This is a genomic window from Streptomyces sp. NBC_01431, from assembly GCF_036231355.1.
Classification (GTDB): domain Bacteria; phylum Actinomycetota; class Actinomycetes; order Streptomycetales; family Streptomycetaceae; genus Streptomyces.
Genome location: NZ_CP109496.1, coordinates 7,127,187 through 7,150,440, shown reverse-complemented (window position 1 = coordinate 7,150,440; position 23,254 = coordinate 7,127,187). Strand labels below are relative to the sequence as shown.

At 72.6% G+C, this 23,254-nt stretch carries 17 protein-coding genes; 5 read left to right on the top strand and 12 right to left on the bottom strand.

Going from position 1 to position 23,254, the window contains the following annotated elements; translation table 11 throughout:
- Positions 1-64: 64 nt before the first annotated feature.
- Positions 65-1,687 (top strand): acyl-CoA synthetase, encoded by a 1,623-nt coding sequence (locus OG522_RS32705; RefSeq protein WP_329467828.1) that lies wholly within the window; start codon positions 65-67, stop codon positions 1,685-1,687.
- Between the two features lie 15 nt (positions 1,688-1,702).
- Here the strand turns inward: OG522_RS32705 and OG522_RS32700 are convergent, their stop codons facing one another.
- Positions 1,703-3,217: an alpha/beta fold hydrolase gene (locus OG522_RS32700; protein ID WP_329466650.1), complete on the bottom strand. Its 1,515-nt coding sequence runs from the start codon at positions 3,215-3,217 to the stop codon at positions 1,703-1,705.
- 220 nt (positions 3,218-3,437) lie between these two features.
- On the opposite strand from OG522_RS32700, the gene paaK reads away from it, so the two are divergent.
- Positions 3,438-4,730: a phenylacetate--CoA ligase PaaK gene (gene paaK / locus OG522_RS32695; RefSeq protein WP_329466649.1), complete on the top strand. Its 1,293-nt coding sequence runs from the start codon at positions 3,438-3,440 to the stop codon at positions 4,728-4,730.
- Positions 4,731-4,779: 49 nt separating this feature from the next.
- Here the strand turns inward: paaK and OG522_RS32690 are convergent, their stop codons facing one another.
- The 4 genes from OG522_RS32690 to OG522_RS32675 form a co-directional block, all read right to left on the bottom strand.
- On the bottom strand, positions 4,780-6,270 hold the full coding sequence (locus OG522_RS32690; protein ID WP_329466648.1) for a fatty acyl-CoA synthetase: 1,491 nt from the start codon (positions 6,268-6,270) through the stop codon (positions 4,780-4,782).
- Positions 6,271-6,342: 72 nt separating this feature from the next.
- Positions 6,343-7,224, bottom strand: coding sequence for an RNA polymerase sigma-70 factor (locus OG522_RS32685; RefSeq protein ID WP_329466647.1), 882 nt, complete (start codon positions 7,222-7,224; stop codon positions 6,343-6,345).
- Positions 7,225-7,316: 92 nt separating this feature from the next.
- Positions 7,317-8,867, bottom strand: coding sequence for an acyl-CoA synthetase (locus OG522_RS32680; protein ID WP_329466646.1), 1,551 nt, complete (start codon positions 8,865-8,867; stop codon positions 7,317-7,319).
- Positions 8,864-9,973, bottom strand: coding sequence for an NAD(P)H-dependent flavin oxidoreductase (locus tag OG522_RS32675; protein WP_329466645.1), 1,110 nt, complete (start codon positions 9,971-9,973; stop codon positions 8,864-8,866). Before OG522_RS32675 ends, OG522_RS32680 begins: the two co-directional genes overlap by 4 nt.
- A 183-nt stretch (positions 9,974-10,156) precedes the next feature.
- Here OG522_RS32675 and OG522_RS32670 point away from each other — a divergent pair, with 183 nt between their 5' ends.
- Positions 10,157-11,923 carry a serine hydrolase gene (locus OG522_RS32670; protein ID WP_329466644.1) on the top strand — a complete coding sequence of 589 codons (1,767 nt, stop codon included), beginning with the start codon at positions 10,157-10,159 and terminating at the stop codon, positions 11,921-11,923.
- 191 nt (positions 11,924-12,114) lie between these two features.
- On the opposite strand, the gene OG522_RS32665 is transcribed toward OG522_RS32670, so the two are convergent.
- The 4 genes from OG522_RS32665 to OG522_RS32650 are packed head-to-tail and all read right to left on the bottom strand — an operon-like array spanning position 12,115 to position 18,077.
- Entirely contained in the window at positions 12,115-13,680 is a 1,566-nt protein-coding gene (locus OG522_RS32665) for a phytoene desaturase family protein (protein ID WP_329466643.1), read from the bottom strand.
- Between the two features lie 58 nt (positions 13,681-13,738).
- The gene (locus tag OG522_RS32660) at positions 13,739-15,955 is read right to left on the bottom strand and encodes a serine/threonine-protein kinase (protein WP_329466642.1); all 2,217 of its coding nucleotides are present in this window, start codon (positions 15,953-15,955) and stop codon (positions 13,739-13,741) included.
- Positions 15,956-15,973: 18 nt separating this feature from the next.
- Entirely contained in the window at positions 15,974-16,864 is an 891-nt protein-coding gene (locus tag OG522_RS32655) for an oxygenase MpaB family protein (protein WP_329466641.1), read from the bottom strand.
- A 34-nt stretch (positions 16,865-16,898) separates the two neighbouring features.
- Positions 16,899-18,077, bottom strand: coding sequence for an acyl-CoA dehydrogenase family protein (locus tag OG522_RS32650; protein ID WP_329466640.1), 1,179 nt, complete (start codon positions 18,075-18,077; stop codon positions 16,899-16,901).
- A gap of 343 nt (positions 18,078-18,420) precedes the next feature.
- On the opposite strand from OG522_RS32650, the gene OG522_RS32645 reads away from it, so the two are divergent.
- Positions 18,421-18,621, top strand: coding sequence for a hypothetical protein (locus tag OG522_RS32645; protein ID WP_329466639.1), 201 nt, complete (start codon positions 18,421-18,423; stop codon positions 18,619-18,621).
- Positions 18,622-18,669: 48 nt separating this feature from the next.
- Here the strand turns inward: OG522_RS32645 and OG522_RS32640 are convergent, their stop codons facing one another.
- Together OG522_RS32640 and OG522_RS32635 are read right to left on the bottom strand one after the other, a co-directional pair.
- Positions 18,670-19,578 (bottom strand): carboxymuconolactone decarboxylase family protein, encoded by a 909-nt coding sequence (locus tag OG522_RS32640; RefSeq protein WP_329466638.1) that lies wholly within the window; start codon positions 19,576-19,578, stop codon positions 18,670-18,672.
- Positions 19,579-19,607: 29 nt separating this feature from the next.
- Positions 19,608-20,354 carry an AraC family transcriptional regulator gene (locus OG522_RS32635; RefSeq protein WP_329466637.1) on the bottom strand — a complete coding sequence of 249 codons (747 nt, stop codon included), beginning with the start codon at positions 20,352-20,354 and terminating at the stop codon, positions 19,608-19,610.
- A gap of 186 nt (positions 20,355-20,540) precedes the next feature.
- Here OG522_RS32635 and OG522_RS32630 point away from each other — a divergent pair, with 186 nt between their 5' ends.
- The gene (locus OG522_RS32630) at positions 20,541-21,698 is read left to right on the top strand and encodes an MFS transporter (protein WP_443074775.1); all 1,158 of its coding nucleotides are present in this window, start codon (positions 20,541-20,543) and stop codon (positions 21,696-21,698) included.
- Here the strand turns inward: OG522_RS32630 and OG522_RS32625 are convergent.
- Complete coding sequence (locus OG522_RS32625; RefSeq protein WP_443074774.1) at positions 21,667-23,229, bottom strand: bifunctional phosphatase PAP2/diacylglycerol kinase family protein; 1,563 nt, start codon at positions 23,227-23,229, stop codon at positions 21,667-21,669. The two genes, OG522_RS32630 and OG522_RS32625, sit on opposite strands and share 32 nt — an antisense overlap.
- Positions 23,230-23,254 lie beyond the last annotated feature (25 nt).

Below are 23,254 nucleotides of genomic sequence, written 5' to 3'. Positions count from 1 at the left end.
CCACTTGTGCGCGGCTTTGCTCTGATGGCCCCCGAGTCAGTCGGGGCCGGTGTCAGGAGGAATGGTGGAGTACAACCTTGCCGACCTGTTCGAGTCCGTCGTCGACGTGGTCCCGGACCGTGAGGCGCTCGTGTACGTCGACCATCCCGGGACGGGCGCCGAGCGGCGGTTGACGTACCGCCAGCTGGATGCTGCGGCGAACCGGCTCGCGCACCATCTGCTCGACGCGGGCCTGAAGCCCGGCGAGCACCTGGGCCTACACCTCTACAACGGCATCGAGTACCTCCAGACGGTGCTCGCCGCCCTCAAGGCGCGACTGGTCCCGGTCAACGTCAACTACCGTTACGTGGAAGACGAGTTGGTCTATCTCTACCGGGATGCCGACCTCGCGGCGCTGGTCTTCGACGCCGAGTTCACCGAGCGGGTGGCGGGGGCGCTGCCCCAGGCGCCGAAGCTGCGCCACGTGATCCGGGTGGGGACCGCACCGGACGGCGCTCCGGCGCTCGACGCGGTGCCGTTCGCCGACGCCGAGGCGGCGGGCTCCCTGGAGCGGGGCTTCGGGGAGCGCTCGGCCGACGACCTCTTCATCATCTACACGGGCGGCACCACGGGCATGCCCAAGGGTGTGATGTGGCGTCAGGAGGACTTGTTCTTCGCCGGGTTGTTCGGCGGCGAGCCCGCCGGGGAGCCGGTGAAGCGGCCCGAGGAACTGGCCGAGCGGGTCGCGAAGGGCGGCGCCGGGCTGACCTTCTTCCCGGCTCCACCGCTGATGCACGGCACGTCGACGCTGACCTCGTTCATCGCCTTCAACTACGGCCAGCGGGTGGTCATCCACCGCAAGTACGTCCCCGCGGAAGTGCTCCGCACGATCGAGAAGGAGAAGGTCTCCAGCGTCTCCCTGGTGGGCGACGCGATGCTGCGGCCGCTCATCGACGCCCTGCACGGCTCGCTCAGGGGCACGGACCTCTCCTCGCTGTTCAGCCTGTCCTCGTCGGGCGCGATCATGTCGGAGACGGTGCGCGCGCAGCTCCAGGAGCTGATGCCGAACGTGCTGATCCTCAACAACTTCGGCTCCTCCGAATCCGGCTCCAACGGCCGCGCCACCGACGACTCGGGCCCGGACAAGGGCTTCCGCATAGAGGTCAACGAGCGGACGCGGGTGGTTGATCCGGCGACCTACGAGCCCGTGGCACAGGGCGAGATCGGCCGCCTGGCCCAGCGTGGGCACGTGCCGCTCGGCTACTACAACGACCCGGCCAAAACCGCCGAGACGTTCTTCCAGAAGGGCGAGGAACGCTGGGTGTTGCTCGGGGACATGGCGACGGTGGACGAAGCGGGCATCGTCACGGTGCTCGGCCGCGGCTCGCAGTGCATCAACACTGGCGGCGAGAAGGTCTATCCCGAGGAGGTCGAGCAGGCCCTCAAGTCGCATCCGGACGTGTACGACGCGCTGGTGGCCGGGGTGGCGGACGCGAAGTGGGGCAGCCATGTGGCGGCGGTGGTGCAGCTCCGCGACGGCGCGGACGCGCTCAGCCTCGACGACATCCAGACGCACTGCCGCACGAGGCTCGCGGGCTACAAGGTGCCGCGCCAGCTGGTGATCGCGCCCGCCATCCAGCGCTCCCCCAGCGGCAAGGCCGACTACCGCTGGGCCCGGACGGTGGCAGCGGAGGCCGACGTCCGCTGAAGACGCGGCCACCCGTCACAGGATGCCGAACTCCGCGAGCGCGCCCAGGAATTCGGCCGGGCGGACGGCGTGCACGGCGTGGCCCGCGTCGATGGTGACGAGGCGGGCGCCCGGTATGCGCGAGGCCATCCAGGCGAGCTTCTTCTGGTCGAAATGGCTGGTGGGGCCACCGGCCACGACCAGCGTCGGCACGGCTACGGCGGCGAACCGGCCGCGCCAGGCCGGGTCGGGGTCGTTCAGCTGGGCGTCGGTGGCCGCCACCACTGCCCAGTCGAAGCCCAGTTCCCCGGCCGGGCGCTCGGCCGGACCGCGCGGCGGATCGAGGGGGAACAACGGCGGGGTCTCCTCCAAGACGAGGCGGCCGATCAGGCCCGGCTCGTCCTGGGCGAGCAGCACGGCGGCGATGCCTCCCATGGAGTGGCCGATCACGTCTGCGCCAGTGAGGCCGAGTGCCGTCAAGAAGCCCCTCAGATCGTCGCGCAGGGCCTCGAAGGAGTAGGCGCCCGGCCAGTCGCTGAGCCCGTGTCCACGCAGGTCGAAGGCGTACACCCGGCGGGTCCGCGCGAGGTGGTCGGCGATCTCGGTCCAGCCGGAGGCGCTGCCGCCGCGTCCGTGCACGAGGACCACGGGCGGCGCGGACTCCTCGCCCCACACGCGGTAGGCGAGCCGGACGCCGTCGACGGTGACCGAGCGTACGTCCGGGTCGAGGAAGGCGGCGACGGTACGCACGAAGGCGCCCGGGTCGTCGAGCCAGGGGTAGTGGCCCGCGCCCGGCTGGACCTGGAGGGCGCAGTCGGTGAAGCAGGCCGCGGCGCGGGCCGCGAGTTCGGGGCACGGCCCGCCGTCGAGCTCGCCGGCGAGCAGCAGCGCGGGGGCGTCGAGCCGGGCCAGCGCCGCGCGAGTGGCGGACGGCTCGAACGCGCCGTCGCTGCCGTAGACGTCCGCCGCCTCGTCGTTGTACTCCTGGTCGCCCGCGGCGGCATGGGCCTTCGCCGCGGCGTCCCACCGGCCGTAGAACAGCGCGTCGTAGTCCGCCTGCGGCTCGCGCCCGTCGAGCGCCGCCGAGTAGGCCGCGTACGCCTCCTCGAACCACGGCTCGCCCTTGCGCAGCCGCGCTGCCGCCAGCCGCTCCGCGCGCGTCGGCGGCATCCCGAGCGCCCACGGGGACGGGGCGATCAGCGCGAGGCGGGCGACGCGATCGGGGTGGGCCGCCGCGTACAGCATCGCGAGGTTGCCGCCCGCCGAATGCCCGAGCAGATCGACGCGCGCGAGGCCCAGATGGACGCGCAGCGCCTCGACGTCGGCCACCTGGCGGTCGCAGCGGTAGGTGGCCGGGTCCTCGGGATGGGCGGAGTCTCCCGTGCCGCGCAGATCGAGCAGCACCAGCTGCCGGTGGGCGCTGAGCCCGCCGAGGTCCCCGAGGTATCGCGAGGCGCGCATCGCGCCGCCCGGGATGCAGATCAGCGGCTCACCCTCACCGTGCAGGTGGTAGGCGAGTTCGGTCCCGTCGTACGTCGTGAACTTCGGCATGCGATCGATCCTCACAGCCGTCCGGCACACTCGGCAATCCCTTTCGCCCACAGCGCGACCTTGACCCGTCCGGTCGCGCCGCACGGCTGCGCGCCGTGTTGTCCACAGGCCTTGACGCGCCCCTGGGCTGGCTGAATTACTGCTCCGATACGGAACGACCGAATGATCGGTCGCCCGATTCGTCGTCCCGTGCGGGACGGAGTGAGGACGGGAGCGCACGATGGCACAGGTGCTGGACGCGGCGGAGCGGATGGACCGCGCGGAGCTGGAGGCGCTACAGCTCGACAGGCTGCGTGCCACGCTGCGCCACGCCTACGACCACGTCGGGTTCTACCGCGAGGCCTTCGACAAGGCCGGCGTCCGGCCCGAGGACTGCGCCTCGCTCGCCGATCTGGCCCGCTTTCCGTTCACCGCCAAAAGCGATCTGCGCGACCACTACCCCTTCGGGATGTTCGCGGTCCCCGAGACGGACATCCGCCGCATCCACGCCTCCAGCGGCACGACGGGACGCCCGACCGTCGTCGGCTACACCCAGCGCGATCTGGACACCTGGGCGGACGTGGTGGCCCGCTCGATCCGCGCAGCGGGCGGCCGGCCCGGCCACAAGGTCCATGTGGCTTACGGATACGGCCTGTTCACCGGCGGGCTCGGCGCGCACTACGGGGCCGAGCGGCTCGGCTGCACGGTGATCCCCGCCTCCGGCGGCATGACGGCCCGTCAGGTCCAGCTGATCCAGGACTTCCGTCCCGAGATCATCATGGTCACGCCCTCCTACATGCTGACGCTGCTCGACGAGTTCGAACGGCAGGGCATCGACCCCCGGACGACCTCGCTCCGGGTCGGCATCTTCGGCGCCGAGCCGTGGACCGAGGAGATGCGCCGCGAGATCGAGGAGCGGTTCGCCATCGACGCGGTCGACATCTACGGGCTCTCCGAGGTCATGGGGCCCGGCGTCGCCCAGGAGTGCGTGGAGACCAAGGACGGCCTGCACATCTGGGAGGACCACTTCTATCCGGAGGTCGTCGACCCCCTCACCGGCGAGGTGCTGCCGGACGGGGAGCGGGGCGAGCTGGTCTTCACCTCGCTCACCAAGGAGGCGATGCCGGTGATCCGCTACCGGACGCGGGACCTGACGCGGCTGCTGCCCGGTACGGCCCGGGTGTTCAGGCGGATGGAGAGGATCACCGGGCGCAGCGACGACCTGGTGATCGTGCGCGGGGTGAACCTCTTCCCCACCCAGATCGAGGAGATCGTGCTGCGCACGCCGGGCGTGGCCCCGCACTTCCAGCTGCGCCTGACCCGCCAGGGCCGGCTCGACGCGCTGACGGTACGGGTGGAGGCCCGCGCGGACACCCCGCCCGAGCGCCGGGAGGCGGCGGCGCGCTCGATCGTCGCGGCCGTCAAGGACGGCATCGGCGTCTCGGTGGAGGTAGAGGTCGTGGACCCGGGGACCATCGAGCGCTCGGTGGGCAAGTTCAAGCGGATCGTCGACCTGCGGCCGCAGCGGGGGTGAGCGCGGGCCCCGGGCAAGCCACTTGGGGCCTGGCCTGCTGGGGCGGGCGTCAGGCGAGGCGGTCGCGCAGTTCGCGCTTGAGGATCTTCCCGCTCGCGTTGCGCGGCAACTCGTCCACGAACAGGACCCGTTTGGGTGCCTTGAAGGCGGCGAGCAGTTCGCGGGCGTGGCCGATGAGTTCGGCCTCGGTGACCGGGCCGCGCGCAACGACGAAGGCGGTGACCGCTTCGATCCAGCGGTCGTCGGGCAGCCCGACGACCGCTGCCTCGGCGACGGCCGGATGGGTGTAGAGCGCGTCCTCGACCTGGCGGGAGGCGATGAGAACGCCCCCGGAGTTGATGACGTCCTTCACCCGGTCGACCACCGTGAAGTAGCCCTCGCTGTCGCGCACCGCGAGGTCGCCGGAGTGGAACCAGCCGCCCCGGAAGGCCTCCTCGGTCTCGGCCGGCTTGTCCCAGTAGCCCTCGCACAACTGCGGGGAGCGGTAGACCACTTCGCCCACCGTGCCGTCGGGCACCGCCTCGCCGCTCTCGTCCACGACCTTCGCCTCCACGAAGAGCACGGGGCGCCCGCAGGAGTCAAGGCGCCCCTCGTGCTCGGCGGGCCCGAGCACGGTGGCGAGCGGCCCGATCTCGCTCTGCCCGAAGCAGTTGTAGAAGGCGAGCCCCGGCAACCGCTCGCGCAGCCGCTCCAGGACCGGAACCGGCATGATCGAGGCCCCGTAGTACGCCTTGCGCAGACCGCTCAGGTCGCGGGACGCGAACTCGGGGTGCCCCGCCAGGCCGATCCACACGGTGGGCGGCGCGAAGAGCGAGTCCGCGCGCCCGCTCTCCACCAGGTCGAAGATCCGGCCCGCGTCCGGCGCGTCCAGGATGGTGTTCTCGGCGCCCACCGCCAGGTACGGCACCAGGAAGACGTGCATCTGCGCCGAGTGGTAGAGCGGGAGCGAGTGCACCGGCCGGTCGCTCTCGCGCAGATCGAGCGCGGTGATGGCGGAGAGGTACTCGTGGACCAGCGCCCGGTGGGTCATCATCGCGCCCTTCGCGAGCGCGGTGGTCCCCGAGGTGTAGAGGAGCTGGACGAGTTCGTCCGCGCCGCCCTCGCGCTCGTACGGGCGCGGCTCGGCCAGCGCCGTGAGCAGGGAGTCCGCGCTGTCCCGCAGGTGCCGCACCGGGAACCCGGCGGGCACCCGATCGGCGAGGGCGGGGTCGGTGAGGACGAGCGAGGTGCCGGACTGCCCCAGGATGTACGCGAGGTCATCGCCGGTGAGGTTGTGGTTGACCGGGACGTGGATGAACCCGGCCCGTGCGCAGGCGAGGAACGCGATCAGATAGGCGTCCGAGTTGTGGCCGTACGTCGCGACCCTCTCGCCCGCGCGCAGGCCGTGGGCGGTGAGGACGGCGGCCGCCGTGGAGACGGCCGCGTCGAGTTGGGCGTAGGTCCAAGCGCGGTCCGCGTACCGCACCGCGATGCGTTCCGGGGCGCGCCGGGCGCTGCGGCGCACGATGCCGTCGACGGTGCTGCTGCGTACCTCGTTCATGGCTGGATCCTGGGTGGCCGCGCGCGCGAGGTCAAGACATTGCTGTCCGGGCCCCGCGCGCCGCGGGAGGCCTCAGCGGGCGGGGCCGTCCAGGCGGGTGAGCTTGTCGGGGTTGCGGACCGCGTAGATGTTGTCGATCCGTCCGTCGCGGAAGGAGAACGCGGCGATCTGGCGCTGCCCGTCCGCGGTGATGCACAGGGCGGGGGCGCCGTTGATGTCGAGGACCTCGAAGCCTTCCAGCTCGTACCGGTTGAGCAGGCCGGTGAGGAAGGCGACCACCTTCTTGCGGCCGGTGACGGGGCGGCGCGCCGCGGTGACCTTGCCTCCGCCGTCCGACCAGGCCACCACGTCCTCGGCGAGCAGTTCGGTGAGCGCGCCGAGGTCGCCGCCCTGCGCGGCTTGCAGGAAGCGCGTGAGCAGCTTGGCGTGTTCGTCGTCGGACAGCGGGAAGCGGTCGCGCCCGGCGGCCAGATGGCGCCCGGCCCTGGTGTACATCTGGCGGCAGTTGACGACGCTCGCGTCCACGATGGCCGCGATCTCCTCGTATGGCAGCTGGAAGGCCTCGCGCAGCACGAACACGGCGCGTTCCGGCGGGGTGAGCCGTTCCATGAGGTGGACCGTGGCGAAGGCGATCGTGTCGCGCAGCTCCGCGGTGTCCAGCGGGCCGAGCTCGTTGGTGGCGACGGGCTCGGGCAGCCACGGCCCCACGTAGGCCTCGCGGGTCACCCGCGCCGAGCGCAGCTGGTCGATGGCGAGGCGTGAGACGACGGTGATGAGGAAGCCGCGCGCGTCCCTGACCTCGGCGCGGTCGACCCTGCTCCAGCGCAGGTAGGCGTCCTGGACGACGTCGTCGGCGTCCCACAGCGAGCCGAGCATCCGGTAGGCGAGCCCGCGCAGCACCGGCCGGTGTTCCTCGAACTCCTCGGCCAGCTCCGCCACCATCTTCTGTGCCACCTCCCGGTACGGCGCCGCCCGCGGCGGCTGCCGCGCCATTCAACTCGACGGCGGGCACCTTCGCCAGCGGAGCGGGGCCGGTGTTCCCCGGGTCACATCGCGCGCTCGAAGCCCTCCCAATACGGTTCGCGCAGCCGTCGTTTGTACAGCTTGCCGTTCGGGTCGCGGGGCATCGTCTCGATGAAGTCGACGGTCCTGGGCCGCTTGTAGCGTGCCAGGAGGCGTTCGCAGTGGGCGAGTATCCCGGCGGCGAGCGCGTCGTCGGCCCGGTGGCCGTGCGCCACTTCGACCACCGCCTTGACCTCCTCACCCCAGTCGGCGTGCGGGATGCCGAAGGCCGCGGCGTCCGCGACGGCCGGGTGGGTCAGCAGGGCGGCCTCGATCTCGGCCGGGTAGATGTTGACGCCGCCCGAAATGATCATGTCGATCTTGCGGTCGCGCAGGAAGAGGTAGCTGTCCTCGTCCAGGTAGCCGAGGTCGCCCACGGTGAAGAAGTCTCCGATGCGGTTCTTCTTCGTCTTGCCCTCGTCCTTGTGGTAGCTGAAGCCGCCGGTCGACATCTTCATGTAGACGGTGCCGAGTTCGCCCGGCGCCAGCCGGTTGCCGTCGTCGTCGAAGACCGCGAGCTCGCTGATGGGCCAGGCCCTTCCGACCGTGCCCGGCTTCTTCAGCCAGTCCTCGGCGGTGGCGAACGCGCCGCCGCCCTCACTGGCCGCGTAGTACTCCTCGACGCAGCTCCCCCACCAGTCGATCATGGCCCGCTTCACGTGGTCGGGGCAGGGCGCCGCGCCGTGGATGGCGTGCCGCATCGAGGAGACGTCGTAGCGCGCCTTCACCTGGTCGGGCAGCGAGAGGAGCCGGTGGAACTGGGTCGGCACCATGTGGGTGTGCGTGCAGGCGTGTTGGTCGATGAGGCGCAGCATCTCTTCGGGCGTCCACTTGTCCATGAGGACGATGCGGTGGCCGATGTGCAGGGAGGCGCCGGCGAACTGGAGGACCGCCGTGTGGTAGAGCGGCGAGCACACCAGGTGCACGTTGTCCTGATACGGCTTGATGCCGAAGATGCCGAGGAAGCCGCCGAGGTAGGTCTCCTCGGGCAGCTTGCCGGGGAGCGGGCGGCGGATGCCGCGGGGGCGTCCGGTGGTGCCGGAGGTGTAGTTCATGACCCAGCCGAGCGTGCGGTCGCCTGGCACCAACTCGCTCTGGCCATGCAGGAGTTGGGCGTACGGCGTGAATCCGGCGACGGTGCCGACGGAGTAGCGGTGGGTGGCGGGCAGCTTCGCCTCGTCGGCCGCCGCCGTGGCCGCCTCGGCGAACCGCTCGTGCGCGATGAGGACCTTGGCGCCCGAGTCGGCGACGATCCAGGCGATCTCCGGGCCGACGAGGTGGTGGTTGACGGGGACGAGGTAGAAGCCGGCTTGGGACGCGGCGAGGTAGGCGGTGAAGAACTCGACTCCGTTGGGCAGCACGACCGCGAACGCGTCGCCGCGCTCAAGGCCCGCGGCCCTGAGCCCGTGTACGAGCTGGTTGGCGGCGGCGTGCAGCCGTCCCGCGGTCCATTCCTCGCCGTCCGGGGCGATGAGGACGCGGCGGCTGGGGTCGGCGGCGGCCTGGGCCCAGAATCCGTTGGGGGGCTGGTTCATCGGGTCTCCCTCCCCGCGATGCGGTTGATGCGGTCGATGGCCCGCTCGAAGCCGCGCGTCAGGTCGTCGAAGACCTCCTGGACGCTGCGTTCGCTCGTCATCCTCCCGACGATCTGGCCGACCGGGGTGCCGAGCAGCGGCTCGACCTCGTACTTCTGGATGCGGGAGACGGCTTCGGCCACGAGGAGACCCTGGAGTGGCATGGGCAGGGTGCCGGGGCCGCTCGGGTCGTCCCAGGCGTCGGTCCAGTCGGTACGCAGCTGGCGGGCGGGCTTGCCGGTGAGCGCGCGGGAGCGGACGGTGTCCGCGGAGCCGGCCGCGAGCAGCTTGCGGGTCAGTGCGCGCGAGTGCAGGTCGGCCTCGGTGGTGGTGAGCCAGAGCGAGCCGAGCCAGACGCCCTGGGCGCCGAGCGCGAGCCCGGCGGCGATCTGTTCACCGCTGCCGATGCCTCCGGCTGCCAGCACGGGCAGCGGCCCGACGGCATCGACCACTTCGGGGACGAGCACCATGGAGGCGATCTCGCCGGTGTGGCCGCCGGCCTCGTAGCCCTGGGCCACGACGACGTCGATGCCCGCGTCGGCGTGGTGGCGGGCGTGGCGGGCGCTGCCCGCGAGGGCGGCGACGAGCACGCCGTTGTCGTGGGCGCGCTGGACGACGTCGGCGGGCGGCGAACCGAGCGCGTTGGCGAGCAGCTTGATCGGGTAGTCGAAGGCGACGTCGAGCTGGCCGCGGGCCACCTGTTCCATCCAGCCCGTGATGCGCCAGCCGGACGCCTCGCCCTCGGCGAGTTCGGGGACGCCGTACTTGGCCAGGGTGTCCGCCACGAACTGCCGGTGCCCGGCGGGGATCATGGCTTCGACCTCGGCCTCGCCGACCCCCTCGACCTTCTTGGCGGGCATCACCACGTCGAGGCCGTACGGCAGCCCGCCGGTGTGCTCCTGCATCCAGTCGAGGTCGCGGGCGAGGTCGTCGGGGGCGGTGTAGCGGACCGCGCCGAGCACACCGAATCCGCCGGCCCGGGTGATGGCAGCGGCCACGGCCGGAAACGGCGTGAAGCCGAAGACGGCGTACTCGACTCCCAGTTTCTTGCTCAGCTCCGTCTGCATGGGGCGCAGGATGCCGCAGCGGGAGCGACGAGGGAAGAGATTTTCTGATGCTGCGTCAGATTCTTTGCCGGGCGCGTCGCCTGTGCCCGCTGGTTGACACGGGCCACCCCCGGGAAGAAAGTTCCGGATGTTGCATGTGATCCCGAAAGATACTTTCACCGCGTCAGGAAGGTGTTCGCACCGATGGCCGATCACCCCGGGGGCATCAGCAGACGACGGCTGGCCGGTTCGGCCATGGCACTGGGGGGCGCCCTGATGGCGGGCTCACTGCCGCCCGCGGCGCACGCCGCGGAGCGCGGACGGACGCTGCGGCGCGGCTCCGCCGAACAGGCCGGGCTGCTGCCCGAGCACCTGGACCGCCTGGTGGCGGACGCCGAGACGTTCCTCGGACCCTCGCCCGAGCACCCCTGGTACGCGGGCGCGGTGCTGCTCGCCGGGCGCGGCGGGACGGTGGCGCTGCACCACCCCATCGGCAGCGCGGTGCGCTATGCGGCGTACGACGAGAAGAGCGACACGGCGGTGGAGTTCCCACCCGAGCGGCAGATCAGGGCGGCCGAGGACACGGTGTACGACCTCGCCTCCGTGTCGAAACTGTTCACCGCGCTGCTCGCCGTCCAGCAGATCGAGCGCGGCACCCTGGAGCTGGAGGCGACGGTCGCCTCGTACCTGCCCGAGTTCGGCGCGGCAGGCAAGACGGGTGTGACGATCCGTCAACTGCTCACGCACACCTCGGGGTTCCGTGAGTGGCTCCCCCTGTACGGGGCGGCGACGCACGAGGAGATGCTGAAGCTCATCTGGAACGAGACTCCGGCGAATCCGCCCGGCACGCGATACCTCTACTCCGACCTCAATCTGATCTCCCTCCAGCTGGTCCTGGAGAGGATCACCGGGCGCCGCCTGGATGCACTGCTCCACGACGAGATCACTGCTCCACTCGGGATGCACCGCACTCGCTACAACCCACCCGCGTCCTGGAAGCCGAAGATCGCGGCGACCGAGGACGCCCGCAAGCCGTGGTCCGGCCTTGACCGGGGTCTGGTGTGGGGCGAGGTCCACGACGAGAACGCGTTCGGCCTCGGCGGGGTCGCCGGGCACGCCGGGGTGTTCTCCTGCGCCTGGGACCTCGCCGTCCTGGCCCGAACACTCCTCAACGGCGGCACCTACGGTCGGGCCCGGATCCTCTCCCCCGCATCCGTGGACCTGTTGTTCAGGGATTTCAACACGGCCTTCCCCGGCCACGAGCACGGCCTGGGCTTCGAGCTCTACCAGCACTGGTACATGGGCGCGATGGCGACACCGCGCAGCGCGGGGCACACCGGGTTCACGGGGACCAGCCTCGTCATCGACCCGAGCACCGACACGTTCCTCGTACTGCTCGGCAACTCCGTTCATCCGGTGCGGAGTTGGCGCTCCGGTTCCGCGCCGCGCGTCGCGGCGGCCAACGCCCTGGCGCGGGCCGTCGCGGTCCGCCCCGAGCACGGCGGAACGGCCTGGTTCACGGGCACGGCCACCGCGACGACCGCCACCCTCACGCTGCCCGCGCTGGCCGTCCGCACCGCCGGCGCCCGGCTGACCTGCGCCCTGTGGTGGGACACCGAGCCCGGCGCGGCCGGCGCCTTCCTGGAGGCCTCCGCGGACGCCGGAACCACCTGGCGGCCCGTGCCGTTCAGCACCGTACGGAACGGGGAACAGCCCCTGGAACATCTCGCCGGGTCGGTGGCGGGGTGGTCCGGGCGGGTCTGGCACCGGGTGGCAGCGGAGCTCGCGGCCTGGCGCGGGCAGGAGGTGCGGCTGCGCTGGCGGTGCACGACGGGGCCCTCGTACGTGGGGCGGGGCGTGTACGTGGACGCGCTGCGCGTCACCGAGGAGGGCAGGGTGCTCTTCGACGAGGCCCGCCCGCGGGACGCCGCCCGGATCGAGGCGACGGGGTGGACGGCATCGGCAGACTGAACTGATCGCGGCGGGAGTTGAGCTCGCGGGTGTCGGCCGGGCCGGCCTCCCGCTCGGCGAGCCCTTCTGTTCCAGGGTGCGCGGTACCCGGAGGTCATCTTGACGCCGGTAGCGGCCTGGCGGGCCGGGGTCGGCTGGTTGGGGTGCTCGCCCCGGGTGTTGAGCCACCGGGGCAGGCGCCCGCGGGCCGCTCAGCGGCCGAGCACCGCCATCGCCGCGTTGTGACCCGGGATGCCGCTCACCCCGCCGCCGCGGACGGCGCCCGCGCCGCACAACAGCACGTTCGCGTGGGCGGTTTCCACTCCCCAGCGCCCCGTCGACTCGTCCGCGTACGGGAAGGCCGGCGGGCGGTGGAAGATGTTGCCGCCGGGCAGCCGCAGGTCGCGCTCCAGGTCGAGCGGGGTCTTCGCCTCGATGCAAGGGCGGCCGTCCGCGTCCAGGGCCAGACAGTCGGCGAGCGGTTCGGCCAGATGGGCGTCCAGCTGGGCCAGGGTCGCGGCGAGGAGTTGCTCGCGCGCCTTGTCGTTGTCGTCGGCAAAGAGCCGGGCCGGGGTGTGCAGACCGAACAGCGTGAGGGTCTGAGCGCCGCGCGCCGCCAGGTCCGGACCGAGGATGGAGGGGTCGGTGAGCGAGTGGCAGTAGATCTCCGACGGCGGCGCGCCGGGCAGCTCCCCCCGCGCAGCCTCCGCGTACGCGGTCGCCAACTGGCCGTATCCCTCCGCGATATGGAAGGTTCCGGCGAACGCCTCGCGCGGATCGACCGAGGTGTCCCGGAGGCGGGGCAGCCGCGTCAGGAGCATGTTGACCTTCAGCTGGGCGCCCTCGGCGGGCGGGGGCGGCGGGTCGCCCACGAGGTCGGCGAGGGCCTGCGGCGAGGCGTTGACCAGGACGTGGGCCGCGGCCACCGTGCCGGGCCCCTCGGCGGTGGTGAAGGAGATCTCCGCTTCGGTGCCGTCGGTGCGGATAGCGGTCACCTCGTGGCCGGTGGCGATCTCCGCGCCGGCCGCCCGAGCTGCCCCGGCGAGCGCGTCGGTGAGGGCGCCCATACCGCCGACGGGAACGTCCCAGTCGCCGGTCCCCTGCCCGATCACGTGGTAGAGGAAGCAGCGGTTCTGGGCGAGCGAGGGGTCGTGGGCGTCGGCGAACGTGCCGATCAGGGCATCGGTGAGGACGACGCCGCGCACGAGGTCGTCGGTGAAGCGGTCCTCCACGGCGACACCGATGGGCTCCTCGAACAGCATCCGCCACGCGGCGTCGTCCGCGATCCGCTCGCGCAGCGCGGCCGCGGTGGGCAGCGGCTCGGTGAGGGTGGGGAAGACCCGTTCGGCGACCCGGCGCGTCATGTCGTAGAAGGACTGCCAGGCGGTGAACTCGGCGTCGGAGCCGGTCAGTTGACGGAAGGAGGCGGCCGTACGATCGAGGCCGCCGCCGACCAGGAGGCCGCCGGGGCGGCCGCCGCGCGCGACCGGCGTGTACGAGGACACGGTCCGTTTGCGCACGGCGAAGTCGAGGCCGAGATCGTCGACGATCTTGGCGGGCAGCAGCGAGACCAGGTAGGAGTAGCGCGAGAGCCGCGCGTCGACGCCCGCGAAGGGGCGGGTGGAGACGGCGGCGCCACCGGTGCGGCCGAGCCGTTCAAGGACGAGGACGGAGCGTCCGGCGCGGGCGAGGTAGGCGGCGGCGACGAGACCGTTGTGGCCGCCTCCGACCACGACGGCGTCGTACTGGTCACGGGCGAACGCGGTGCGTACGGGCATGCCCCTTGGTAACACGGGGCGACCGGCTGCGAAACCCCGCCCGGCGGCGGGCCCAGGGTCAGTGCTGACCGGCGCTCCGCCGGCGCAGGGCCGCCACTCTCTGGTACAGCTCTCCCGCCTCCGGGCCGCGGCCCAGTTGTTCCAGGCAGTGCGCCTCGTCGTTGCGGCTGGCCAGGGTGGCCGGGTGGCCGGCGCCCAGGACCCGCTCGCGGGAGGCGGCGACCCGGCGGTACACGTCCAGCGCCTCGGGCCAGCGGCCCAGCCAGCCGAGGCCGACCGCGACCTCGCGGCGGCTGATCAGGGTGTCCGGGTGGTCGGGGCCGAGGACCCGTTCGCGCGCGGCGCACACCTCGCGGGCTTCCTGGAGGGCCTCCTCCCAGCGGCCGAGGCGTCCGAGGTTCACGCCGAGGCCGTGCCGGGCGCGCAGGGTCTCCGGGTCGTCGGGGCCGCCGGTCCGCAGGCGGTCCTCGACCAGATCGCGGTAGAGCACGAGGGCCTCGGAACTGCGGCCGAGCCGGCCGAGGCTGATGCCGATCTCGTAGCGGGCCGCCAGGGCGTCCGGGTGGTCGCCGCCGAGCGCCGCCGCACGGCCCGCGGCGACCTCGCGGTACACCGCCAGAGCCTCCACCCAGCGCCCCAACTGCCCCAGCGCGTAAGCGACTTCGTACTGCGTGACGAGGGTGTCGGGATGCCCTGCGCCGAGCACCCTGGCGCGGGCGGCGGCCACCTCCTGGGCCATCCGGCAGGAGTCCTCCAGGCGGCCGAGCCGGCCGAGGTTGAAGGCGAGGTTGTGGCGGCAGCGCAGGGTGTCCGGGTGGTCGCGACCCTGGACGCCCTCGCGCGCGGCGAGGACTGCGGCGTACACCTGGTGCGCCTCGAAGGGGCGGCCGAGCCGGCCCAGGACGTAGGCCATCTCCTGGCGCGCGTCGAGGGTGTCGGGATGACCGGGGCCAAGGGAGCGGGCCCGGCCGTCGGCGACCTCGCCGAACTCGCGCAGCGCGTCGGCCGCGCGGCCGGTCCGGCTGAGCGTGAAGCCCACCTCATAACGGCTGGCCAGGGTGTCGGGGTGGCCGGGCCCCAGGAGGTGGGCGCGCTCGGCGGCGACCGCCCGGTGCACCTCTCCCGCCTGCGCCCACCGCCCGAGCCGCCCGAGGCTGAGCCCGGCGTTGTGGCGGCTGTTCAGTGCGGCGAGGACCTCCGGCGCCGGCGCCGGCCGGGCGGATACCCGCGGTTCGGGCCCCGGGGCCAGGCGGTGCGGATCGGCGGGCGCGGTGGTCCACTCGCCGGTGAGACCCGCCGTGGGGTCGGGCCGGGCGGCCGGGGCGAGGGCGCGGGTCGCCTTGTGGCCGGTGGTCATGCCCCGGGTCCAGGAGGGGAGCCTGGTTGGCGGAGCCAGCGGCACGGGGGCGGTGAGCGGGCGCAGGGCGGCCCGCCCAGCGGCCATGCGAAGGCCCAACTCCCGTGCGTCCCGCGGTCGTTGGTCCGGCGACTTGGCCAGCAGGTCGAGGACCGCCCGGTCGAAGAAGCCCGGGAGTTCGGCGCGGTGCTCGCTCGGCGGCCGGGGCTGGGTGTCGCGGTGGCCGACGAGCACCGCCCAGGCGTCATCCAGGTCGAACGGCGGCGCTCCGGTGGAGAGTTCGTACAGGACGCAGCCCAGCGAGTAGAGGTCGCTGCGGTGGTCGACCTCCTCGCCGGCGATCTGCTCCGGCGACATGTAGTGCGGGGTGCCCATGGCGACGCCGGTGCCGGTGAGGCGGGCGGTGAAACCGATGTCGGCGCCGAGCCGCGCGATGCCGAAGTCGCAGATCTTCACGGTGCCGTCGGTGAGCAGCATGATGTTCGCGGGTTTCAAGTCGCGGTGCACGATGCCCTGTTGATGGGTGTAGGCGAGGGCGCCCGAGACCTGTTCGGCGATGTCCACGAGCTCCGGGACCGGCAGCGGCTGCCGCTTGTTGCCGTCGAGGAGCTGGCTCAGGTTGCGGCCGTCGAGCAGTTCCATGACGAGGTAGAGCCCGCCGTCGTACTCGCCGAAGTCATGGACGACGGTGACGCCGCGGTGCTGGAGCGCGGCGGCGACGCGGGCCTCGCGGCGGAAGCGCTCCCTGAGCACCCGGGTGAACGACTCCTCGCGGCTCGGCGCCAGCGGTTTGAGCAGCTTGACCGCGACCCGCCGCCCCAAGGACTCGTCCCGGGCCCGCCACACCTCGCCCATGCCGCCGCGGCCGATGAGGTCGAGCAGCCGGTAACGGCCGTGGATCAGCCTGGTGTCCGCCATTTCGTGCCGTCGCCCCCGTCACTGAAAGTGCGCCCTCCCCGGCTCGTCCAGTATGGCCGCCTGTCTGCGAAGTTTGTACGGCTCCGGGCGGCTTCCGGGGCCGAGCCGGGCCATCGCCCCAAGGATGTGACGGGGCGGCAGCTGCCAGCGCAGCCGCGCCGGAACGCAGCGCAACACCCTTCCTGCAACGGCGAGTTGGCGGTCCACGGTGCGCATGGAGGGGGCGGGGCGACCGTACAGCTCGTGGGCGTACGGGGGCAGCGCGGCGTAGGCGAGGCACGCCACCCGCCGCCACAGCAGCTCGCGCGCCGGTACGAGGAGCGGGTGGATGGGCGGCCGCTGCAGGAAGTCGTCCACGGCCCGCGCGTCGTCGGTGAGCGCGAGCCGGGGCCGTACGGAGTCGAAGTAGGCGGCGAGTTCGGCCACGGTGCCCGGCACTCCCGCCGGATCGAGGCCCACCAGGCGGGCGTCGACGCGGTGTTCGGCGAGGTAGCGGTCGGCCTGGGCGTCGCTCAGCCGGAATCCCGAGCGCCGGACGACGGTGAGGTAGCTGTCGATCTCGGCGCAGTGCACCCACAGGAGCAGTTCGGGGTCGTCGACGCCGAACCGCTCGCCCGTGGCGGGGTCGTCGGCCGTGAGGTGGGCGTGGATGCGGCGGACCCGCGCGCCCGCCTGCTCGGCCGCCTCCTTCGTACCGTAGGTGACGGTGCCGACGAAGTTGGCGGTACGCATCAGGCGGCCCCAGGCGTCCCTGCGGAAGTCCGAGTTCTGCATCACCGCGCGCACGGCACGCGGGTGGAGCGCCTGGAGGTAGAGCGCCCGGATGCCCGCAATCCACATCATGGGGTCGCTGTGCAGCTGCCATGTGACCGATGCGGGGCCGAAGTGACCCGGATCTGCGTCAGCCATCGTTCACCTCCGGCGGGTGGCCCCCACGGCCAGGCTAGCGGCGGACCCTCGGCATACCCAGACCGATCCAGGAGATGATTTCGCGCTGGATCTCGTTGTTCCCGCCGCCGAAGGTGAAGATCACGGCGGATCGGTAGCCGCGTTCGAGTTCGCCGTGCAGGACCGCGCCCGCCGAGCCCTCCTTCATCGGGCCGGCCGCCGCGACGACCTCCATCAGCGCGGCGTAGGCGTCCCGGCGCGCCTCGGACCCGTACACCTTGACCGCGGAGGCGTCCTGCGGGGTGAGGGTGGCTTCGTGGACGGCGTTGACCATCTGCCAGTTGAGCAGCTTCATCGCTTCGAGGCGGGTGTGGGTGCGGGCGAGGTTCTTGCGGACCCAGCCCAGATCGATGACGCGGCGGCCGTCGGCGAGCTTGGTGTCGGCGGCCCAGCGCCGGACGTCGTTCAGGGCGCGGATCGCCATCGTGCCGTGGGCGGCGAGGGTGACCCGCTCGTGGTTCAGCTGATTGGTGATCAGGCGCCAGCCCTTGTTCTCCTCGCCGACCCTGCGGGTGACGGGCACGCGGATGTTCTCGTAGTAGCTGGCGGTGGTGTCGTGCGAGGCCAGCGTGTTGATGACGGTGCAGCTGTAGCCGGGGTCGGACGTCGGCACGAGGAGCATGGTGATGCCCTTGTGCGGCGGCGCGTCGGGGTCGGTGCGCACGGCGAGCCAGACCCAGTCGGCGGTGTCGCCATTGGTGGTCCAGATCTTCTGTCCGTTCACCACATAGGTGTCGCCGTCGCGCACGGCCCGGGTCTTGAGCGCGGCGAGGTCGGTCCCGGCGTCGGGCTCGCTGTAGCCGATCGCGAAGTCGATCTCGCCGGAGAGGATCTTCGGCAGGAAGTACGCCTTCTGCTCGTCCGTGCCGAAGCTCATGATCGTCGGGCCGACGGTGTTCAGCGCCATGAGCGGCAGCGGGACCCCGGCCTGGGCGGCCTCGTCGAAGAAGATGAACTGCTCCATGGGCGTGAGCCCGCGCCCCCCGTACTCGGTGGGCCACCCCACCCCCAGCCAGCCGTCCCCGCCGAGCCGGCGCACGGTCTCGCGGTAGAACCGCTTCTGGGCGGCCGGGTCGGCGTACCGGGCGTACACGTTGTCCGGCACGAGCTCGGCGAAGTAGGCGCGCAGCTCGGTGCGCAACTGCTGCTGCTCAGGCGTGTATTCGAGGTGCACGGCCCCTCCAGGACGGTCGCGGTACGGCGGCGCACACAGTAGAACGTGTTCCAAGAATCCGGAAGGGGAGCGCACACCGGGCACGCGCCTTCGGGCGCGAGCGAGGTTCGGCGCCGCCCGTACGACACCGGCGGGATGACACAGCCCGCGCACGCGCTGTGCCGATACCGGTACGGAATGTCACATGGACGGCGGGGGTGGCCGGAGCCGACGGGGGATGCGCGCCTGGTCGAGCGGGGGGCGGGCGGGGGCGGGCGGGGGGCGGGCGGGGCGTGTGGGCCGGATGCGGTCCGGGTAGGCGGGGGCCAGAATGGTGCAAGAGCGGACGAACGTAGGAGGCGGTATGAACGACCGGCCCGATTCCACCCGGCGGCCCGAGGCCGTGACCCCGGACGCCCTGCTGCACACGGGATCCGAGGGCGAGGTCACCGCCGAGGACCTCGTGCTGGCCTCGGGGCGGGACATCACCCCGCAGAACCTGGCCTGGGCCGAGCGCAAGCTGGCCGCGGAGGGCACCACCGCCCTCGACAAACTGCTCCCCTGAAGATCTTCCGTACGTCTGGGGGCCCGGCGGAGACCACCACCGCCCGGCTCACTCCTGCCCGCGCTCCTCGAACACCTCGCGGGCCGCGGCGATGCCGTTGAGCGCGGCGGGGAAACCCGCGTAGCCCGCCATCTGCGTGATGACCTCGACGACCTCCTCGCGGGTGCCGCCGACGTTGAGCAGGCCGTGGATGTGGACGCGCAGCTGCGGCGCCGCCGTGCCGAGGGCGGTGCACATCGCGACGCTCGCGAGTTCGCGGGACTTCAGGTCGAGCGAGGAGCGCGAGTAGATGTCCCCGAAGGCGAACTCGACGATGTAGCGCGTCAGGTCGGGCGCGATGTCCCGCATCGAGGCGACCACCTGGTCACCCGCGTGCCCGTCGACCTCGGCCAGCTTGGCGAGCCCGCGCTCGTACCGGTCACCCGGCACCGGTTCCGTCTCGACCGGTGTCACCGCGAGGCCGGGACGGGCCTCGAACACCTCGCGGGCGGCGCCGATCCCATTGAGCGCGGCGGGGAAACCCGCGTACACGGCGGTGTGGATCAGGATCTCCACCACCTCGGCCGGGGTGACCCCCACGTTGAGCGCGCCGGCGATGTGGAAGCGCAGCTGGGGTGCCGCGTTCCCCATGGCGGCCAGCGCGCCGACGGTGGCGATCTGCCGCTGGCGCAGGGTGAGGCCGGGGCGGGAGAGCATGTCGCCGTATCCGAAGGCGACGGTCATGCGACCGAGGTCGGGCGCGATGTCGGCGAGGCTGTCCAGTACGGCCGGGTTCTCCTGGCCGCCAATGGTGCGCAGCAGCGCGAGCCCGCGCTCGAACCGGTCGTCGGTGGCGTCGATGTCGGTGGCCTCGACGTTGTGGGCGCTGCCTGCGTTGTTCACGTTGCCCGCCTTGCTCGCGTCGTCCATTGCCTGGCTTGCGTTGTGTGCGTTGCTCGCGTTCTCTGCGCTGTTCATGCACCAGACGCTACGAGTTGGAGCGTGCTCTAACGCAAGCGGGTGTGCGCGCCCGGTGTGTGGCCGAAGGCCCGGCGGAACACGTCGATGAACGCGCTCGCCGAGGACCAGCCGCACCGGTGGGCCACGGTGGTCACCGCGGTGCCCTCGGCCAGCAGTTGCAGGGCGCGGTGGAGCCGGAGCTGGGTGCGCCACTGCGGGAACGTCATCCCGAGGTCAGCGCGGAACAGCCGGGTCAGGGTGCGTTCGCCGGCGCCGACGCGGGCGCCGAGCTCGGCAAGCCCCCGCCGGTCGGCGGGGTCTGCCTCCAGCAGCGCGCACACGGCGACCAGCCGGGGATCGCTCGGCGCCGGGAGGTGGACGGGCCGCTGCGGACAGGCGCGCAACTGGTCGAGCAGCACGGCCCGCAGCCGGTCCCGTTCGGGGCTTTCGTCGTCCGGCGAGCGCGTGTGGGCCAGGAGCAGCTCGCGCAGCAGGGGCCCGACCATCAGCACGGTGGGGGCCTGGAGACCGAGCGGGTTCTCATGGGCCGCGATCCGCATCAGGTGCAACTCCAGCCTGCCGTGCGCCCGATGGGAGTGTACGGTCCCGGCCGGCACCCAGATCGCGCGCGTCGCGGGCGCGACCCACGTCCCCGCGCCGGTCGTGACGGCCAGCACTCCGCGGCTCGCGTAGACGATCTGGTGATCGTCGTGCCGGTGCGCGTCGATGCTGTCCCCGGGAGCCATCTCCTGGGCCCGAGTGGGGGCAAGGGGGGTGTGGCGGATGTTCGGCATCGCCTGGCAATTTATCGGAAGCGGGACAACGGTGGCGGTGGTGATGATCGAGGAGTGCCGGAGAACTCGAAGAAACCGCGTGGCGAGATACGTGATCAACAGGTGGCCGGGCAGGCGGTCGGGGCACTGAAGTCCCCATCTGGGAAGCCTAGTTGGGGCTGGGTCTCGGGGCCGCTGCGCCGGCCCGTGTTCCTGCTGGCCCTGGGGCACTCCTGCGTCGATGTGTACCAGGGCGCCGTCGCCGCCCTGGTTCCTTACTTCGTCGCCGAACGCGCCTACTCCTACGCCGCGGCGTCGGGCATCGTGCTCGCCGCGTCGCTGCTCTCGTCCATCGTCCAGCCGCTGTTCGGCGCACTCACCGACCGATGGGCGATGCCGTGGCTGCTGCCCGCGAGCACCGCGGTGGCTGGGGTCGGCATCGCGCTGAGCGGCTGCGGCGGTACGTACGCGTCGGCCCTGGCGATGGTCGCCGTGTCCGGGGTCGGGGTGGCGGCCTACCATCCCGAGTCCGCCCGGGTGGCCCGTGCGGCGAGTGGCGGGAGCCATACCGCGATGGGCTGGTTCTCGTTCGGCGGCAACCTGGGCTTCGCCGCCGCCCCGCTGCTGGTCGCCGGGGTGATCGGCGCGGGCGGCCTCGGGGCTGCCCCGCTGCTCATGGCGCCGGCCGCGCTGGGCGGCGTGGTGTGCGTGCTCGCGCTGCGGGCGACACGGGCTCCGGGCCGGGCGCCGGCCGGGAACGCGCCGGCCACCGGCCGCGACGACCGGGCGTCCTTCCTCAAGCTCTGCTTGGCCGTGGTCTGCCGCTCGCTGGTCTTCGTGGGTCTGAGCGCGTTCATCGCGCTGTACGCCCGCCAGCGGGTGGGCGGTGGCGAAGTGGTGGGCTCCGCCGCCCTGTTCGTGCTGTACGCGGGCGGCGCGGTGGGCACGGTCGTGGGCGGCAGGCTCGCGGCCCGCTGGGACCGGGTGCGGGTGCTGCGCCGGTCGTACGCGGCCGCGGCGCCGGCCGTCGCGGGGGTGGTGTTCGTACCCGGCCCGGCCTTCTACCTGTTCGTCGCGCTGACGTCGGCCGCGCTGTACGTGCCGTTCTCCCTCCAGGTGACGCTGGGGCAGGACTACCTGCCCACGCGGATCGGCACGGCCGGCGGGGTCACGCTCGGCCTGACGGTGAGCGTGGGCGGGCTTGCGAGCCCGCTGATCGGCGCGGCGGCCGACGCCGCGTCGCTGGGGACCGCGCTCGCCCCGCTGATCGTCTTCCCCGCCCTGGCCTGGCTCCTCACGCGCACCCTGCCGGAACCGCCCTCGCCGCGGTTCGTCAGCGCGCCGGGCCCGCTCGTGTCGCGGTAGCGCCGGCGGCGAAGGCGGCCGTCGCGGTGCGGGCCCGCTGGGCGAGCTCGTCCTGGGGTTCGGCGGGGCTGTAGACGACGAGCGCCCGGTCCGCCTTGTGGATGACGAGGGTGTCCGGCGCCGGCGCGGCCTCCCCGTCGTACGCGAGGGTGCGCACGCCGTCGAGGCCGGCGAGGCGGATCTCGCGTACACGTTCGGCCTGGTAGACGTGCGAGCGGCGCAGCGCGCCGGCCAGTGCGGACACGGTGAGGCGGGTACGGGCCAGGCGTGCTTCGGCGTCGACGGTGCGGACGTCGAGCAGTCCTTCGTCGAGGCGGGGCCGGTGTGAGGGGGCGAGTCCGTCGGGCTGGTAGTGGCCGTTGCCCGCGAACAGCAGCCACAGGGCGCGGGGCCTGCCGTCGATCCAAAGCTGGACGGGCTCGGCGGTACGCAGGACGCGGAGCAGGGCGAGCGCGGCGGCCGGCCATTTCCCGATCCGCCCCTCCATGTCTTCCCGCATGCGCACCAGGTCGGGGTACAGGCCGATGCTGAACGTGTTGAGGAAGGCGAAGACATCGTTGCCCGCGCCGTCGCGGACGCGGGCGAGGTCGACGCGGATGGCCTCACCGTGTTCGACGGCGTACGCGGTGTCCTCGAAGGCGGCGACGCCCGCGTCGAGGGCGAAGTGGTTGAAGGTGCCGCCGGGGAACACCGCGAGGGCGAGCCCGGCGCGGGCGGCCCGTTCGGACGCCGCGTTCACGGTGCCGTCGCCGCCGCAGACCCCGAGCACCCCGGCGAGCTGTCCGGCGCGGGACGCCGCCTCGTCCAGGAGTTCCGCGAGGTCGTCGCCCGCCCGCAGCTCCACGATCTCGGCTTCGGGCAGCAGCAGGCGCAGGTGTTCCGCCGCGGGCAGACGGCCCGGAACGCCTTTGCCCGCGGCGCTGTTGACGACCACGACGAGTCCCCGGCCGTGCGGGAGAGGCGGCGCGGCGGCGCGGGTGTGCAGGATGTGGACGGGCCGGGGCCGGGGCGGCCACCAATAGCAGGTGACCGCGGCGGCGGCCGCGCCCAGGGCGCAGCCTGCCAGCACATCGCCCGGGTAGTGGACGCCGACGTAGATCCGGGAGAACGCGACAGCCGCGGCGACGGGGGCGATCAGCGCCCCGTACCGGCTGGATTCCAGGGCGACGCCGGTGGCGAAGGCGGCCGCCGACGCGGAGTGCCCGGAGGGGAAGGAGGAGCTGCGGGGCGCCTTCGTCAGGCGGCGCACCAGCGGAACGGCGTCGACGACGGGGCGCCGGCGTCGGGTCGCGTACTTGGCGACGGTGTTGGCGGTGAGCGAGGCCAGCGCCAGCGCGCCCACTCCGCGCCGTGCGGCCCGGCGGGCGGTGGGGCCGCCCGCCACGGCCAGCGCGCTCGCCGTGGCGAACCACAGCCTGCCGTGGTTGGCGGCCCTGCTGAGGCCGGGCAGCACCCGCTGCTCGGCGCCCGCGAGCCGCGCGGTGGCGACCCGTTCGAACCAGCGGCGGTCGATTCTCCCCATCCGTGACATGCCTTCTGCCTAGCCCGGATCGGGC

Excerpts from the sequence above, each read along its gene's own strand:
- OG522_RS32700 (WP_329466650.1), bottom strand. The coding sequence starts at position 3,217 with ATGCCGAAGTTCACGACGTACGACGGGACCGAACTCGCCTACCACCTG.
- paaK (WP_329466649.1), top strand. The coding sequence starts at position 3,438 with ATGGCACAGGTGCTGGACGCGGCGGAGCGGATGGACCGCGCGGAGCTG.
- OG522_RS32690 (WP_329466648.1), bottom strand. The coding sequence starts at position 6,270 with ATGAACGAGGTACGCAGCAGCACCGTCGACGGCATCGTGCGCCGCAGC.
- OG522_RS32680 (WP_329466646.1), bottom strand. The coding sequence starts at position 8,867 with ATGAACCAGCCCCCCAACGGATTCTGGGCCCAGGCCGCCGCCGACCCC.
- OG522_RS32675 (WP_329466645.1), bottom strand. The coding sequence starts at position 9,973 with ATGCAGACGGAGCTGAGCAAGAAACTGGGAGTCGAGTACGCCGTCTTC.
- OG522_RS32670 (WP_329466644.1), top strand. The coding sequence starts at position 10,157 with ATGGCCGATCACCCCGGGGGCATCAGCAGACGACGGCTGGCCGGTTCG.
- OG522_RS32665 (WP_329466643.1), bottom strand. The coding sequence starts at position 13,680 with ATGCCCGTACGCACCGCGTTCGCCCGTGACCAGTACGACGCCGTCGTG.
- OG522_RS32660 (WP_329466642.1), bottom strand. The coding sequence starts at position 15,955 with ATGGCGGACACCAGGCTGATCCACGGCCGTTACCGGCTGCTCGACCTC.
- OG522_RS32655 (WP_329466641.1), bottom strand. The coding sequence starts at position 16,864 with ATGGCTGACGCAGATCCGGGTCACTTCGGCCCCGCATCGGTCACATGG.
- OG522_RS32645 (WP_329466639.1), top strand. The coding sequence starts at position 18,421 with ATGAACGACCGGCCCGATTCCACCCGGCGGCCCGAGGCCGTGACCCCG.
- OG522_RS32640 (WP_329466638.1), bottom strand. The coding sequence starts at position 19,578 with ATGAACAGCGCAGAGAACGCGAGCAACGCACACAACGCAAGCCAGGCA.
- OG522_RS32635 (WP_329466637.1), bottom strand. The coding sequence starts at position 20,354 with ATGCCGAACATCCGCCACACCCCCCTTGCCCCCACTCGGGCCCAGGAG.
- OG522_RS32625 (WP_443074774.1), bottom strand. The coding sequence starts at position 23,229 with ATGTCACGGATGGGGAGAATCGACCGCCGCTGGTTCGAACGGGTCGCC.